This is a genomic window from Ferruginivarius sediminum (genome assembly GCF_003344765.1).
Lineage (GTDB): Bacteria > Pseudomonadota > Alphaproteobacteria > Kiloniellales > Rhodovibrionaceae > Ferruginivarius > Ferruginivarius sediminum.
Map to the genome: position 1 here is coordinate 137,290 of NZ_QPMH01000008.1, position 14,667 is coordinate 151,956.

General features: G+C 67.2%; 13 protein-coding genes and 1 tRNA gene. 5 read left to right on the forward strand and 9 right to left on the reverse strand.

The genetic code is table 11. The annotated features are described in order from the left end of the window. Positions 1–133: 133 nt before the first annotated feature. The 3 genes from DRB17_RS10700 to DRB17_RS10710 form a co-directional block, all read right to left on the reverse strand. Positions 134–209, reverse strand: a tRNA-Glu gene (locus DRB17_RS10700). Between the two features lie 107 nt (positions 210–316). Next, the gene (locus DRB17_RS10705; protein ID WP_114582193.1) at positions 317–1,366 is read right to left on the reverse strand and encodes a threonine aldolase family protein; all 1,050 of its coding nucleotides are present in this window, start codon (positions 1,364–1,366) and stop codon (positions 317–319) included. Between the two features lie 45 nt (positions 1,367–1,411). Next, the gene (locus DRB17_RS10710) at positions 1,412–1,723 is read right to left on the reverse strand and encodes a hypothetical protein (protein WP_114582194.1); all 312 of its coding nucleotides are present in this window, start codon (positions 1,721–1,723) and stop codon (positions 1,412–1,414) included. Positions 1,724–1,772: 49 nt separating this feature from the next. On the opposite strand from DRB17_RS10710, the gene DRB17_RS10715 reads away from it, so the two are divergent. From DRB17_RS10715 to DRB17_RS10725, 3 genes are all read left to right on the forward strand, one after another. Next, positions 1,773–2,756, forward strand: a complete 984-nt coding sequence (locus DRB17_RS10715) for an RluA family pseudouridine synthase (protein WP_114582195.1) — start codon at positions 1,773–1,775, stop codon at positions 2,754–2,756. Between the two features lie 188 nt (positions 2,757–2,944). Beyond that, entirely contained in the window at positions 2,945–3,832 is an 888-nt protein-coding gene (gene rpoH, locus DRB17_RS10720; RefSeq protein WP_114582196.1) for an RNA polymerase sigma factor RpoH, read from the forward strand. A 186-nt stretch (positions 3,833–4,018) separates the two neighbouring features. Further along, positions 4,019–4,768 (forward strand): hypothetical protein, encoded by a 750-nt coding sequence (locus DRB17_RS10725; RefSeq protein WP_114582197.1) that lies wholly within the window; start codon positions 4,019–4,021, stop codon positions 4,766–4,768. 42 nt (positions 4,769–4,810) lie between these two features. On the opposite strand, the gene DRB17_RS10730 is transcribed toward DRB17_RS10725, so the two are convergent. The 5 genes from DRB17_RS10730 to DRB17_RS10750 all read right to left on the reverse strand — a co-directional run bounded on the left by DRB17_RS10730 (position 4,811) and on the right by DRB17_RS10750 (position 11,723). Continuing rightward, positions 4,811–5,359 carry a hypothetical protein gene (locus tag DRB17_RS10730; protein WP_147274881.1) on the reverse strand — a complete coding sequence of 183 codons (549 nt, stop codon included), beginning with the start codon at positions 5,357–5,359 and terminating at the stop codon, positions 4,811–4,813. A gap of 19 nt (positions 5,360–5,378) precedes the next feature. Continuing rightward, on the reverse strand, positions 5,379–7,406 hold the full coding sequence (locus DRB17_RS10735) for a protein kinase family protein (RefSeq protein WP_114582199.1): 2,028 nt from the start codon (positions 7,404–7,406) through the stop codon (positions 5,379–5,381). A gap of 80 nt (positions 7,407–7,486) precedes the next feature. Beyond that, positions 7,487–9,163, reverse strand: coding sequence for a PAS domain-containing sensor histidine kinase (locus DRB17_RS10740; RefSeq protein WP_114582200.1), 1,677 nt, complete (start codon positions 9,161–9,163; stop codon positions 7,487–7,489). A 74-nt stretch (positions 9,164–9,237) separates the two neighbouring features. Continuing rightward, positions 9,238–10,530: an adenylosuccinate synthase gene (locus DRB17_RS10745; RefSeq protein ID WP_114582201.1), complete on the reverse strand. Its 1,293-nt coding sequence runs from the start codon at positions 10,528–10,530 to the stop codon at positions 9,238–9,240. Positions 10,531–10,574: 44 nt separating this feature from the next. Further along, positions 10,575–11,723, reverse strand: coding sequence for an ATP phosphoribosyltransferase regulatory subunit (locus tag DRB17_RS10750; RefSeq protein WP_114582202.1), 1,149 nt, complete (start codon positions 11,721–11,723; stop codon positions 10,575–10,577). 220 nt (positions 11,724–11,943) lie between these two features. Between DRB17_RS10750 and DRB17_RS10755 the strand changes: the two genes are divergently transcribed. Both DRB17_RS10755 and DRB17_RS10760 read left to right on the forward strand, forming a co-directional pair. Beyond that, positions 11,944–12,462, forward strand: a complete 519-nt coding sequence (locus DRB17_RS10755; RefSeq protein ID WP_114582203.1) for a paraquat-inducible protein A — start codon at positions 11,944–11,946, stop codon at positions 12,460–12,462. Positions 12,463–12,534: 72 nt separating this feature from the next. Next, a complete protein-coding gene (locus DRB17_RS10760; RefSeq protein ID WP_161958783.1) occupies positions 12,535–12,936 on the forward strand; it encodes a type II toxin-antitoxin system PemK/MazF family toxin in 402 nt (133 codons plus the stop codon). A gap of 153 nt (positions 12,937–13,089) precedes the next feature. Here DRB17_RS10760 and DRB17_RS10765 read toward each other — a convergent pair whose 3' ends face one another. Next, a complete protein-coding gene (locus DRB17_RS10765) occupies positions 13,090–14,589 on the reverse strand; it encodes a tRNA sulfurtransferase (RefSeq protein ID WP_206607854.1) in 1,500 nt (499 codons plus the stop codon). Positions 14,590–14,667: the final 78 nt, after the last annotated feature.

Consider the following 14,667-nt stretch of genomic DNA (forward strand, 5'->3'; position numbering starts at 1 on the left):
CGGATTCTTCTGCAAACAGCTGTATACGACCACTGATCGTGTGGCGAACTGCCCGGCCGGTTATATGGACCGCACGGTGACCTTGGGATCGAGTCCGCCTTTTAAGTCACTGATTTTTCGGCAGGGAAAATATTGGCGTCCCCTAGGGGGTTCGAACCCCTGTTTCCGCCGTGAGAGGGCGGCGTCCTAGGCCACTAGACGAAGGGGACGCTGGCTTGGCGTCTGCGGACGGTTACATAACGAAGGCGCGAGGCCAGCGCAAGGGGGGTACTGCGAGAAATTCTCCGCTTTCGCCGACCGGGCGGCCTCCCCGCGCCTACTCGGCGGCGCTTTGCCCGGCGGCCGAGCGGGCCAGCTTCACCGCCCTGTCCACGTCCGCCGGGTCGGAGTTGAACGACGTGACAAAGCGGGTCGAGACCGGATCGCCGGGCTTCCAGCGATAGAAGACGCAGCCGCCGTCCGACAGCGCGTCCGCCGTCGCCGCCGGCATCTCCACGAAAAGCTCGTTCGCCTGCACGGGGTGAACGAGGCGGCAGCCCGGCACGTGCGACAACCCCGCCGCCAGCCGCGCGGCCATCGCGTTGGCGTGCGAGGCGTTGGCGAGCCACAGGCCGTCGCTCAGGTACGCCTCAAGCTGGGCGGATAGGAAACGCATCTTGGAGAACAGGTGGCCGGCCCGCTTGCGCCGATAGCCGACGTTCTCGGCAAGCTCGCGGTCGAAGAACACCACCGCCTCCGCCGCCAGCGCGCCGTTCTTCGTCGCACCGAAAGCCAGGACGTCCACGCCCGCCTTCCACGTCAGCTCCGCCGGCGTGCAGCCGAGCGAGGCGGCGGCGTTGGCAAAGCGCGCACCGTCCATGTGGACCTTGAGGCCGTGAGCGTGCGCGATCCCGGCGAGTTCCGCGACCTCGTCCGGCGTGTAGACCGTCCCCGCCTCCGTGGCGTTCGTCAGGCTCAGCATGGCGGGCTGCACCTGATGCACGAAGCCGGGCTTGGCACCGGCCAGCGCGGCCTCAAGCACCGCCGGCGTCACCTTGCCGTCGTCGCCTTCCAACGGAACCAGCTTCGCCCCGCCGGTGAACAGCTCGGGCGCGCCGCATTCGTCCCGGTTGATGTGCGAATCGCCGTGGCAGTAAACCGCGCCCCAGGGCGGCGTCCCGGCGGCGAGCGCCAGGGAGTTGGCGGCCGTCCCCGTGGCCACGGGGTAGGATACGGCCTGCGTCTCGAAGACCTCGTTCAGACGCTGGGCGACGCGCGCGGTAATGTCGTCGGCGCCATAGGGCATCGCCGCGCCGGTGTTGGCGGCGGAAACGGCGGCGATGATTTCCGGCGAGGCGCCGCTGGTGTTGTCGCTTGCGAAGTTCATGCTCGAACCTGTCGAATAGGACTCATACGGTGGTGAAACGCCGGCTCAATCGTCCCCGCCCGGCACCGACGGCGCGGCGCCGGGCTCGATGCGGCCCAGCACGCTGCCTTCCAAGGGGTCGACGACAACCAGCCGGCCGCAGCCGTCCTTGGCTGGCCCGGACAGGCGCAGGACCGCCCTGCCCTCCATCGCGGTGACCGCCGCGATCCGGCAACTCTCCGGCAAATCGAGGTACAACGTGCCGAAGCCCTTGTCCTCCACGCCGCCGACGCGCGAAACAAGGGTGACGATCACGACCGCCGTGCCGAGAAGGATGAGAATCCCCATGCCGATGACCAGGGCCTTCAGCGCCTGCATGCCTTGCCATCCTGTTCGTTTGATGTTCGTTCGCTGACCCGGAAAGACGATGGACGCGGCAGACCCAAGACGTATCGAGATCACCGCCCCGCCCAGCCGGGCCGGCGAGCGTATCGACCGTACGCTGGCCGCCGCGCTGCCCGAACTGTCCCGCAGCCGCCTGAAGGCGTTGATCGAAGCCGGCTGCCTGACCTCGGACGGCGAGACGATAGCCGAGGCCTCATACCGCGTAAAGGCCGGGCAGGTCTTCGTGCTGGACGTCCCGCCGCCCGCGCCCGCCCGGCCGCAGGCACAGGCGATGGACCTTGCCGTCGTCTACGAGGACGAGGCCGTGATCGTGGTGGACAAGCCCGCTGGCCTGGTCGTCCACCCCGCCCCCGGCAACCCCGACCGGACGCTGGTGAACGCGCTGATCGCACATTGCGGCGACAGCCTGCTGGGCATTGGCGGTGAGCGGCGGCCCGGCATCGTCCATCGCCTGGACAAGGACACCAGCGGCCTTTTGGTCGCCGCGAAGACCGAGACCGCCCACGCCGAGCTAGTCCGCCAATTTTCCGCGCGCGAGATCGAACGGGTGTACAAGGCCGTCGTCTGGGGTGTGCCCGCGCCCACGCAGGGAGAACTTTCCGGCAATATCGGCCGTAGCCCGCATAACCGAAAGAAGATGGCGGTGCTGGCGCACGGCGGCCGGCCGGCCGTCACGCGCTACAAGGTCGAGCGGGCCCTGGCCAACGGAAACGCCGCCCTGGTCGGTTGCCGCCTGCTGACCGGCCGCACCCACCAGATCCGCGTCCACCTGGCCGAAGCGGGACACCCGCTCATCGGCGACCCGCTTTACGGCCGCGCCCACGGCAAACGGTTGCGCCAGCTTGGCAAGCGGGCGCGCGACGCCGTCCGGGCCTTCGACCGGCAGGCACTGCATGCCGCGACACTGGGCTTCCGCCATCCGGTGACGGGCGCGCCATGCCGCTTCGAAAGCCGGCTGCCGACCGATCTAGCCCGGCTGATCGAGGCGCTGTCGAACACCCCTTGAAATATATGACCAAATCACTCATATTCATTCTTGCATCAATAGGGGGCTCACGACATGAATACGAAATGCACGGGCGCCCCTGCCAGGGCACGGCGGGAACACAATCGGCGTGCCCGGCGTTGTTCCAATGATGCAGCGTGAGCACAGGTAGGCACACGGTTTAGAGTCGTCTCGGAGAAGTTCGTCACATGGCACAGCCACAAGTTCCAACAGTCGCAAGCGAAGGCAATCTCTCGCAGTACCTCCAGGAGATCCGGAAGTTCCCGATGCTGGAGGCGAACGAGGAGTACATGCTCGCCAAGCGGTGGCGCGAGGATGGCGACGTCGACGCCGCGCATAAGCTGGTGACCAGCCACCTGCGTCTGGTCGCGAAGATCGCCATGGGCTACCGGGGCTATGGGCTGCCGCTGTCCGAGCTGATCTCGGAAGGCAACGTCGGCATGATGCAGGCGGTCAAGCGCTTCGACCCCGAACGCGGCTTCCGTCTGGCGACCTACGCTATGTGGTGGATCCGTGCGGCGATCCAGGAATACATCCTGCACTCGTGGTCGCTGGTGAAGATGGGCACAACGGCGGCGCAGAAGAAGCTGTTCTTCAATCTGCGCAAGCTGAAGGGCCAAATGCAGGCGATCGACGAGGGCGACCTGGACCCCGATCAGATCAACGAGATCTCGCAGGCCCTGAACGTGCCCGAGACCGACGTGGTCAACATGAACCGCCGGCTGGGCAGCCCGGACCACTCCCTGAACGCGCCGCTGCGCATTGATGGCGACGGCGAGTGGCAGGACTGGCTGGTCGACGAGGGCGAGAACCAGGAGTCCGAATTTGCCGACCGCGAGGAACTGACAAAGCGCCGCGGCCTTCTGAAGGACGCCATGCTGACGCTGAACGAACGGGAGCGCCACATCCTGGAGGAGCGGCGGTTGAAGGAGAGCCCGACCACGCTCGAGGACTTGAGCCAGGAATACGGCATCAGCCGCGAGCGTGTGCGCCAGATCGAGGTACGTGCCTTCGAGAAGCTGCAGAAGTCGATCCGCAACGCCGCGAAGGAACAGCAGCTCGGCGCGACAGCCTGATTCCGGGCGCCGGCCTGTCAAAGACGCCGGCCCCAAGACCAGGGGGCCGGCGTTTTTCGTTTTCCCGCCAAGTGATTTTACCGCCACCTCTACGCCGGTCCAAAGGTTGTGGACGCAGTGAATCCTTTCCCTCGCGGAACGGCGTCATTAATGTGACATCGCTACGCAACCAAGGTTCGATTGACGATGTCGCAGTTGACCAGCGCCCGCTCCAAGGCGGGCGCAAAGATTGATTCGACCGGCGCCAAGCCCGCACCCTTGCCGCTGTGGGCATGGCTTTGGTTGCCCGTCGCCACCGCGGTCACCCTGGCTGTCCTGGGGCAGGCGGCGCCGGAATTCTATCGGGAGTACATGATCCCCGAGACCGGCGTGCTGGAAACGCTGCACGTGATCGAGGGCGCGGCGGGCGCCGTTCTGGCGGCCATGCTGCTGACAAGGCCCGAGGTCCGGCAGCGCCGCTGGCTTGCCGGATGGGTCGGGCTTGCGTTGGCCGGCTGTGCCTATGTCGCCGGGGAGGAAGCGTCCTGGGGCCAGCACATTTTCGTGTGGGCCACGCCCGAGGGCTGGCAGGCGATGAACGACCAGGGCGAGACGAACCTTCACAACGTCAGTTCCTGGTTCGACCAGAAGCCGCGCCTGCTGCTGGAACTGGGCGTCATCACCGGCGGGCTCGTCCTGCCGTTCGTGAAGCGGCTGCGCGGCTGGCCAAGTGCCGGAAGCCGTATCGCCTATATCATGCCGCCGATCACCTGTCTGCCGGCGGCGCTCATGGCTGAATCGGTACGGCTGGAGGAGGCAGGCGCATGGCTGGCCGGAACCCCAAGCGGCCTGTTCTATCGCGGCTCAGAGGTGCAGGAGCTTTTCTTCTATTTCTTCGTGATCCTGTACCTCATCGAACTGCGCCGCCGCGTCCGTCGCGAAGCCCCGCCTGCCTAAGGCCCGCAGCCGGATAACGCCCATAAAGGAAGCGACGCGCCGCTATGCGGCGGCGCTGGCTTCGCCGGCCTTGTCCGCGCTGGTATCATCCGCCGCGGCCTCGTCGCCCGCGACTTCGTCGCCCCATTCCTCGCGCAGGCGGTCCTGATGCTTGCGAAGCGCGCTCAGGCGGTTGTTCGTGACTGTTTCGTAGTAGCGATGAACCAGCGGCGGGATCGTCAGGAAGATCATCCAGCCGAACGCCGCCGCAAGGTAGGGCCCGAACCACATCAGCGGCTCGCCCAGTACCTCGCCGGTGGCGGCCAGCGTGTGCCCCAACCCCCAAAGCTCGACCAGAGGGGGCACGCAGCCGGCGAAGTTCAGCATGCCGACCGTGGCGGCCAGCATCCGCGCCCGCCCCCGGCCGACGAATCCCGCGGCCAGCGTCGGTAGCATCAGCACGCCCAGAACGATGCTCGTCGGTAGCAGCACCGCCATGACGGGAAGCAGGAACATTCCCATGGCGATATTCGACCAGGCCTTGCGGGTACCACCCGGCCGGCCGGGCGCGGCCTTCCCGTTCGCACCGGGCTGTCTGCGGGCACTGCTCATCGCCGACGAACCATCCACCTCATAGTACGTAGAACAACGTCAGGAACATCAGTATCAGACCCGAGCACAACCCCGAAACGGCGGCCGACGCGCTGGCCGAGGCCTGGGCGATGCGCGGCGCGGCCGTAAGACCGCCGTTTTCCAGCCAATCGATCTCCCGAGTGATGCGCTCGTACTCTTTCTGCGCGATCTCGAAGCCGCTGACGTCCCGCCGGCGAGCCTCCGGATCGTCCACGCCGGCGACCAACTCGACCAGGGACCCCAGCTCGACGGCACGTTCAAGTGCCTTGCGCGCCCGGTCCTTAAGCTTCTGATTGCGCAGGGAGTCGACGACCGGATTGGCGAACTCCCCCACCCAGCGGGTCAGCGCCGGCAGCTTCGCCGGCCCGTGGCGGCGCTGAAGCTGCGCCAGCAGATGCAGGATGGCCCGTTGCCGCGTGATCGAATCGCGCGCGTCGGCCAAGCCCTGCAGCAGGCGTTCGGGCTGCGGATACATCCGCGCCGCGCAGAAGGCGATGATATGGCGGTCCACGGGTTCGCTGGGCGTATCGCCGCTTTCCGCCAGGCGCTCCAGCGCGGGCAGCAGCGACTCGATGGTATGGACGAACTGCCCACGTACCAGCGGCGACAGGCAGGGCCAGTCGTCATTGAACTCGTAGATGAAGCGCTCGACCCCATAGCCGGGCTGATTGCGGCCCAGGAAGAAACCCATGCGCTCGAAGGTCTGGATCTCCTGCGGGTCGGGTGTGCCCTCAAGCTGGAACTCGATCCAACGTTGCGGCAGCTTGGCCAGGATCGCGTGGATCACAAGGTCGCGCACGCCGTTGGACTTGTCGTAGTTCAGCGCCAGCACCTTCGCCAGCGCCCGCGGCCGCGCCGCCAGATTGCGCATTCGGATTGGCGCCGCCGGGTCGAGGGCGATCAGGAGCCGCGCCAGCCCCCGGTCCTCGCCACCACTCTGGCCAGTCTGGCCGCCTACCAGGAGCCCGCGTATGCGGTTCGCCTGTATCTCGTTCGGAAGATTGCGTTGCGCCCAGAGGTCCATATCGCCGTGGCGCATCACCTGCAACGCCGCCGGCCAGCGGTTGGCCATCGCGTGCGCCAGTGCCTGCGGGCTGATGTACTCGACGCCGTCGAAGGTAAAGGGACGCCGCGCCTTCGTTGGCAAGGTCGCCTGCATCGGGCTGAGCTGGCGGCCGTTCAGCCACATCTCCAGATCATTTAGCTCCCAGCGCTCGGCCTCGATATCGCAAAGCAGGCCCCGAAGCGGCTCCATCAGCTTCAGGGACACCGACGTGCGGCCAAGCAGGGCGAAATAGCTGCCGTTGGCAATCTTCTCCGCGACGGCATCCTCGTCCGACCAGCCGGCCATGCGGTTGCCGCCGCGCAGCAGCATGACGATGACGACGCCAAGGGCGTAGAGGTCATCCGCTGGCGTCCCCTCACCACGGCCCTCCGGCGCCGCCTGCCCGGCCTGGATGGTTTCATAGACGGTGGGCTGGATCAGTCCCGCCGGCACGCCCACCGATTCGCCGAACACAACGCCGGAACTGCCGGTGTAGATGTTTTCCAGGCAGATGCCCCGATGCGTGACCCCGCGGCTGTCCAGTTCAGTGAGAACCCGCACCGCCGGGGCAATCACGTGCTCGACGATCTTTTCGTCGCGCCACGGCCGGAACGACCGCTCGGGATCCGGCACGATCCGTTCGCCGACGGGCGCTTCGAAGGCGACGGCAAAGCGCCGCTCGCCGGTATCGGGCCAATCGACGACGCCCCAATCGACCGGCACGACGAACGGCATATTCTCGATACGCGAGAGCGTCGCCAGGATGTTCAGGCGCGGCGGCGCCGATTCGTCGCAGACAAGCGCATACATCGGCGTGTTGGGAGAGCGCTTGTCGAAAGCCGCGTAAGCCTTGGCGGTCTTGCGGTCGAACTGTGGCATCGGCTGCGTCGTGCGCAGTCGGATGTGCCGGCCGATGGCCACCTCGCCGGCCGGCCGCTTCCCGGATGCCTCCTGTTGCTGATCGGATGCCTTCGCCGCCACGTGTCACGCCCCAGCCTGATCGCGCCCCATGCGCCATGACCGCTTAGCAAATGGGATCAGAGCAAAGATCGGGTTAACGCTCACTTCCCGGCCTCGGCGCGTGCCGCGGAATCGCGCATGATCCGCTCGGCGGGGAAGCGTAGCGTCACGGTGGTCCCCTCGCCCGGTGCACTGTCGATGTGCAGCGTCCCGCCATGCAGCTTCGCCAGACGCTCGCACAGGGGCAGGCCAAGCCCTGTCCCCTCGTGCTTGCGATCCAGCCCACTGTCCAGCTGCACGAAGGCGGTCATGGCGTCGGGCACGTCCGCCACATCCATGCCGACGCCGTCGTCGCACACGCGCACGAGCATATCGCCGTCGACCTCGGCCCCCACCCGGACGGTCCCGCCGGGGGTGAACTTGACGGCGTTGGTGAGAAGGTTCAGCAGGATCTGCTTCAGGCGTTGCTCGTCCACCCAGATTGCCGGCAGATCGGCCGGCACCTCGTTGACGACGCTCACACCGCTGCGCTGCGCGCGCTCCTCGACCAGACGGATGCTGCTTTCCGCCATGTCAAAGACGTCCACGGCCCCCTCGTTCAGCTCGATCCGCCCCGCCTCGACCTTCGAGATGTCGAGTATGTCGTTGATGACGTTCAGCAGATGGCGGCCGCTGTCGCGGATATCCTTGGAATAGCTCTGGTAGGCGACCGGCAGCGGACCCAGGAGCCCGCGTTCCATGATCTCGGAGAAGCCGATGACCGCGTTGAGCGGCGTGCGCAGCTCGTGGCTCATGGCTGCCAGGAACTGACTCTTCGTCCGGTTCGCGATCTCCGCGGACTCTTTCGCCTCGCGCAGGGCCTGGGCGGACTCGCGTTCCTTGGAGATGTCGCGGATGAAGGCCGCGTACTGCCAGCCGCCCGAGGCGGCGATCGACGTAACCGTCAATTCCACGGGGAAGGTCCGCCCCTGGCGGTTGCGCAATGCGGTTTCCACGCGCTTGGTCTGGCCGGGACCGTAACAGGCTTCCGTGATATAGCGGCGAAAGCAAAACCCTTCCGGCGCCTCGCTCTCGTCCGGAGTGAACAGCGTGTCGATCGGCTGTCCCACCGCCTCGGCGCGCGACCAGCCCAGCAGCGCCTCGGCCCGCTCGTTCCAGTCGACAACCCTGCCCTCGCCGTCTGTTGCCAGGAAGGCGTCGAGCGTCGCCGCGATCACGGCGCTGGCCCGCCGCTCCGCCGCGCGGGCGGCCTCGTGCGCCTGCATGGAAGCGGTGACGTCGATACCGGTGCCGCGATAGCCGAGGAACGTGCCGCCGTGGTCGAAGACGGGCTTGCCGCTGACCATGATGGAGCGCTTACAGCCGTGCCCGTCCGTCAGTTCATAGACGAAGTTGCTGAACGGCCTTCGCGCGGCGAGGTCGTTCAGATGCTCCCGCCACAGCGGGTCGGCCATGCGGCTTTGCGCGATATCCCAGCGGGACCGGCCATAGAGCGTCTGCAAGTCCAGGCCGGTGACCTCCCTCAACCGTTGCGAGAAATAAGTGAAGCAATGTTGCGAATCCGTTTCCCAGATCCACTCCGCCGAGACATCGGTGATGTCGTCGAAACGCTGGGTGGCCTGCGACGCCTGGATCTCGCGCTGCCGCAGCACGCGGAGAATCAGGATCACAACGAAGATGGCGCCCGCCACGACGAGCGCCATAAGCACACCAGACGCTGTCAACGCCGCGTCCTGTGCCGCCAGTTTTTCCGCCAGTTCCGTGTCCACGCCAGCCATAGATTCAACGCCCCGTTGAGCGGGATATTGAACCTACCACTAGGCGCCTAAATATTAGTTAAGATTTCGAGTCGTCAGTCGGACAAAAAAGGATCGCGGACGAGAATGGTATCGTCGCGTTCCGGGCTGGTCGAAAGCAGCGCGACCGGCGCCTCGATCAGTTCCTCGATCCGGCGGATATACTTGACGGCGGTCGCCGGCAAATCCGCCCACGACCGGGCCCCGCGCGTCGATTCGTGCCAGCCGTCGAGCGTCTCGAACACCGGACGCACCGCCGCCTGTAGACGCGGCGAGGAGGGAAAGTGGTCGCAGGTTTCGCCGTCGATGGTATAGCCGGTGCAGACCTTGAGCTCGTCCATGCCGTCGAGCACGTCCAGCTTGGTCAACGCGATTCCGTCCACCCCGCCGACCTTGATCGCCTGACGCACCATCGTGGCGTCAAACCAGCCGCAGCGCCGCGCCCGCCCGGTGACGGTGCCAAGCTCGTGCCCGCGCTCGGCCAGGCGCTGGCCGACCTCGTCGTTCAGTTCCGTGGGGAACGGACCGCTGCCCACGCGGGTCGTGTAGGCCTTCGTCAGGCCCAGCACGAAATCCAGGTTGCCGCCGAAACCGCTGCCGGCAAGCGCCTGCCCCGCGACCGTGTTGGAGCTTGTCACATAGGGATAGGTGCCGTGGTCGACGTCGAGCATAGCCCCCTGCGCACCCTCGAACAGGATGCGCTTGTTGGCGCGCCGCGCGCGATCCAGCACATCCCAGACCCGCCCGGCGTAGGGCAGGATCCGTGGCGCGATGTCGCGCAGCTCCGCGATCACCTGCTCGGCCTCGAAGGTCGACTCGCCCAGGCCGCGCAACAGCGCGTTGTGGTGGAGCAACAGCCCCTCGACACGCTCGGCAAGCTGGTCAGGGTCGGCCAGGTCGCACAGCCGGATCGCCCGCCGCCCGACCTTGTCCTCGTAGGCCGGGCCGATACCGCGCCCGGTGGTGCCGATCTTGTTGTGCCCCTTGGCCGCCTCGCGCGCGCGGTCGACGGCGCCGTGCAGCGGCAGGATCAGGCAGACGTTGTCGGCCACGCACAGCCGCTCGGGCGTCAGTTCCAGCCCCTGCTCGCGCACGCGCTCGATCTCCTCGGCCAGCGCCCAGGGGTCGACCACGACGCCGTTGCCGATGACCGACAGCTTGTCCGGACGCACCACGCCCGATGGCAGCAGCGACAGCTTGTAGGTGACGCCGCCCACCACCAGCGTGTGGCCCGCGTTGTGCCCGCCCTGAAAGCGAACGACCACATCGGCGCGCTCGGACAGCCAATCGACGATCTTGCCCTTGCCCTCGTCGCCCCACTGGGCGCCGACTACCGCGACATTTGCCATCCAGGTCCTATCCGTTCCGTGCAGATCTCGTTAACGGTTTCGCTTCAGTCGAGTTCGACCACGCGGCCGTCCTGCCACAGGTGCGCGCAGCCGAGCCGCCGCGCCTCCGCCGCGCTGTCCGCCGCCGACTCCAGCCCGGCCAGCGTGACCCAGCCGTCGGCGCGCAGCGCGCGGGCCTCGTCGTGCGGCGTGCCTGCCGGCAGATAGACCCGCTGGCCCGGCGGCGCCGGCGGCATCGCGCGCATCACGGAATCCATGAACAGCGTGAAGCCGGTCGCCGGCTCTTCCGCCCCGTCATCGCCGGTGGTGTAGCGCCCGCCCCGTCCGATCTCGCCGCGGACGCCGCGGGCATAGATCGTGAACGACACGCCGGTCTGGTACTCGAAGCCGCGGTGCTCCACCGGATCGACCGTCAGCGTGAGGTCCGGCAGCGCCGCGCGCAGCAGCACCGTCACCCGCGCCAGCCGACCGGCCCCCGCCGCGACATCCGCCGGCAGCGCAAGCCTCTCCAGTCTCGCCAGCGCCTCGTCCGCCGGGCCGGCCGCCTGCAGCAGGCCCAGGAACAGCTTGGCGTGCGCCCCGGCCAGCGTTTCGACGGCCGCGGCATCCTTGCGGTCCAACGCCTGGCGCAGCTCCGCCGTCAACTCGGGATCGAGCCCGAGCTCAGCAGCCAGCGCGCCCACCAGCGGCGGCAGGTTCAAGTCCACCGACAGCCGCTGCAGGCCCACGCTTTGCAGTGCTTCCACCGCCATCGACACGGCCTCGGCGTCGGCCGCCTCCGCGTCGGTGCCGATCAGCTCGGCGCCGACCTGGGCGAACTGCCGCTCCGCGCGAAGCTGGCTGCCCTTCACCCGCAACACCTGGCCCGCGTAGCACAGCCGCAGCGGGCGCGGCACCTTGGCGAGGCGATAGCCGGCAATGCGGGCCACCTGCGTCGTCATGTCGGCGCGCAGGGCCAACATGCGCTGGCTCACCGGGTCCATCAGACGGAAGGTCTGCTGGCTTAGCGCCGCGCCCGCGCCGGACAGCAGCGCCTCCTCGAATTCCAGGAGGGGCGGCTTCACCCGCTCATAGCCGCGCGCCGAGAACACGGCAATCAGGCGCTCGACCGTATCCGCCTCGTAGGCGGCATCCGGCGGCAGCACATCGCGCAGCCCGGCAGGCAGCAAGGCCTTTTCCGAAGTTCGGCTCATCTCTGGACTGGACCTGACCTTCGTCGATTCCCGTCGGTATGGCACACAGGACGCACCCGCCGTGCGCAGAGCACCGCCGGGGCCCGCATGGTCCTAGCGCGTCCGCCCCCTGCCGCGCAAACGGAAATACCGGGAAGGGCCCGCTCGACACGTCGCGAAATGCCGCACAAAGCCAATGGGTCTTGCGTGGCGTGCATGTGGCGCATAAGGCTCCACCGCCATGATCCGTCCAGTGCACGCAGCCTCCCTCGCCGCCCGCGCGCGCCGCGTCGACAGGCTCGTCGGCCCCGGCCTCGCGATGACGCTCGCCATGTTGGTGGCGGGCTGGACGCTGCCCTTGATGACGGTCAGCACATTCGTCTGGCTGGACGACAGCGTCTCGTTGCTCGACACCGTCGTGGCGCTCTGGCGCGAGGGAGAGTGGCTGCTGTTCGCGGTCGTCGCGCTGTTCGCCGTCGCCTTCCCGCTGGCGAAGCTGCTGGCCGGTCTGTGGCTCTGGTACCGCGTCGATGCCCGCGCACCGGCCCTGCCCCGCGCCCTCGGCGTCCTTGACCTGCTGGGCCGCTGGGCGATGCTGGACGTCTTCGTCGTGGCCCTGCTGGTCGTGGCACTCAAGGCTTCGCTGATCAGCGAGGTCACGCTCCACGCCGGCCTCTACGTCTTCACCGCCGCCGTCCTGCTCTCCATCGCCCTCACCCAGCGGTTGAGGGCGATGGCCCGGAAAGCGGCGGAGGGTTAGGGCCCGGTCGTTTCTAGAAAAATCTGTTTGAAGGCACTAAGTTCGCTCGCGACTCGAAATGGGGGCGAATTCGTGACGTTGCAGCAACATCCATTACCGGGAACGATCATCCGCGTGGACCTCAACGAGGGTTTTCGGACGCCTGAAATGCGTAAGCGGCGGCCAGCAATCGTGCTCTCCGCACCGATTCCAGGCAGAGACCTGCTTTGCACGATAGTACCGCTCAGCACGAAAAGGCCCAGACTGGTCCTACCGCATCATTTGCGGATTACACTCGATCCGCCTCTGCCTTCTCCATGCGGAAACCCAACCATGTGGGTGAAAGGTGACATCGTGTTGACCGTCGCCTTCCACCGTCTTCGATTCCTCTTCAAGAAGTGGGATGAGGGGCAACGCGTTGATGATGTGCGCGTGCTCGACGACGGAACGATGGAACGCGTGAAGGCTAGCGTAAGGGCGGGCATCGGCGTCTAGCGTTGACTACAGGATCGCTTATGTCCTAAATATAGGACAGTCGTCGGTCGCACCGGCAGTTAAGTCCAGCTTAGGCTGGCCGTCGAGGAATGGTGATCGCAAACCGGCCTCGGTGTCAGCAAGACCCCGCCGCCCGTGGCGGGGTTTTGTGCATTATACGGCCCTCCTCACCGCTTCCGTTTCCTTTCCCTCCACGCAGGCCTGCACGCGGCTGAGGCCGCCCTCAAAGGCGTAGGCTTCGTAGCCGGCCTGCTGCATCAGCTCGGCCAGCACCGGAGTCTGTGTGCCAAAGGTGCAGTAGAGGACGTAGGTCTTCTCGCGCGGCAAACGGCGATAGTCGCGGGCCAGGCGGTCGGCTTCCCAGTGCTCGGCGCCCGGCGCGTGCCAGGCACGGTACATGTGCCGGGGCTGGCAGTCGATCACCACGGCGTCCTCGGAAATATCCCGCACGAAGAGATAGGGCTGGCGCAACTCGTCCGGCGTCACCTTGCGGAGGTCGAGGACCTTCCGCCCCTCGACGCCGTGCGCCAGCAGGGCGGGATCCAGCGCCGCCTCCGCCCGCTCCAGCGTGCCGGGGCGGGAGCGCACCGCCGGGCGGCCGCCGGCCAGGGCACAGGTCTCACGCACGCGCTCTGACAAGGGCGCGGTGCCGATGGCCCGGGCGGCGTCCAGGATCTCCTGCTTGTCGAAGCCCAGCAGCGGGCGCAGGACCGGCCGGTCGGCCACGGGCTCTATCGCCTGAAGGTTGCCCAATGTCTGGGACGAGACCTGTCCGATCGCCTCTCCCGTCACCAATGCCTCGGCCTTCGTTTCCGCCGCCACGCGGCAGCCGGCGCGGTACATCTGCCGCTTCAGGGCGACCTGCCAGAGGCCGGGGCGGATATGGGCTCGGATATCCTCCATCACCGGGCGGAAATCCAGGACATGGAACCGGCTTTGCTGGCCATGGCCCCAGGCCTCGTAAAGGAACTTGGCGACCTGCAGGACCATCCGTTCCTGCGCGGCGCCGCCCAGGTTGCACAGCAACAAGTCCAGTTCCACGCCGCGGCGCATGGTCCGCCAGGCCGCAACCGCCGAATCGTAGCCGCCCGAAAGCAGGGCCAGCGCCCGGCCCTGCATGCCGGCCGGCAGACCGCCGGCGCCCTGGCGGCGCTCTTCAGTGATCACGGCGCGGCCGCCCAGCACCTCGACGCGCACGGTCACCTCCGGGTTATCAAGGTCGACCGTGGCGCCTTCGTTGAGCGCCGCGCCCAGCGTCCGTTCCACTTCGACGGACGAGAACGAATGCCCGCCCTGCCGTCCGCAGCGTACGGCGTACGTACGCCCCCGGACAGTACCGTGGCACGCCTCCTTGCCGATGCGTACGATCTCGTCCATCTCCGCCGGCGCGACGGCGCGGACCGGCGAGAACGTCGAGACGCCGAAGACGTACGGCAGGATACCAAGCGCTTCATCGACGCGCGGCGTCGCGACGAAGATGCGGCCGAAGCTGAGGCGCAACTCGTGCTCGATGCCCCCGCGCGTAAGGGCATCGGCGATGCTGTCGCGCAGCTTCTCTCGCCAGAACTGCCTTGTGCGGCCGGATTTGATCGCCTCTTCCGCTCCCGGCCGGACGACGATCATGTCGTCCACCAAGCGTGCCTTGCCCGCCAATGCGCCCGTCTGCCTAAGCGGCAGTCCCTTCTTGCTTCTTTGAATTCAGGATGGTTCCCGACCCATCACACGGCTGGC

Coding starts and splice junctions, on each gene's coding strand:
- rpoH (WP_114582196.1), top strand. CDS start 2,945: ATGGCACAGCCACAAGTTCCAACAGTCGCAAGCGAAGGCAATCTCTCG.
- DRB17_RS10725 (WP_114582197.1), top strand. CDS start 4,019: ATGTCGCAGTTGACCAGCGCCCGCTCCAAGGCGGGCGCAAAGATTGAT.
- DRB17_RS10710 (WP_114582194.1), bottom strand. CDS start 1,723: ATGCAGGCGCTGAAGGCCCTGGTCATCGGCATGGGGATTCTCATCCTT.
- DRB17_RS10730 (WP_147274881.1), bottom strand. CDS start 5,359: ATGAGCAGTGCCCGCAGACAGCCCGGTGCGAACGGGAAGGCCGCGCCC.
- DRB17_RS10755 (WP_114582203.1), top strand. CDS start 11,944: ATGATCCGTCCAGTGCACGCAGCCTCCCTCGCCGCCCGCGCGCGCCGC.
- DRB17_RS10740 (WP_114582200.1), bottom strand. CDS start 9,163: ATGGCTGGCGTGGACACGGAACTGGCGGAAAAACTGGCGGCACAGGAC.
- DRB17_RS10715 (WP_114582195.1), top strand. CDS start 1,773: ATGGACGCGGCAGACCCAAGACGTATCGAGATCACCGCCCCGCCCAGC.
- DRB17_RS10705 (WP_114582193.1), bottom strand. CDS start 1,366: ATGAACTTCGCAAGCGACAACACCAGCGGCGCCTCGCCGGAAATCATC.
- DRB17_RS10750 (WP_114582202.1), bottom strand. CDS start 11,723: ATGAGCCGAACTTCGGAAAAGGCCTTGCTGCCTGCCGGGCTGCGCGAT.
- DRB17_RS10745 (WP_114582201.1), bottom strand. CDS start 10,530: ATGGCAAATGTCGCGGTAGTCGGCGCCCAGTGGGGCGACGAGGGCAAG.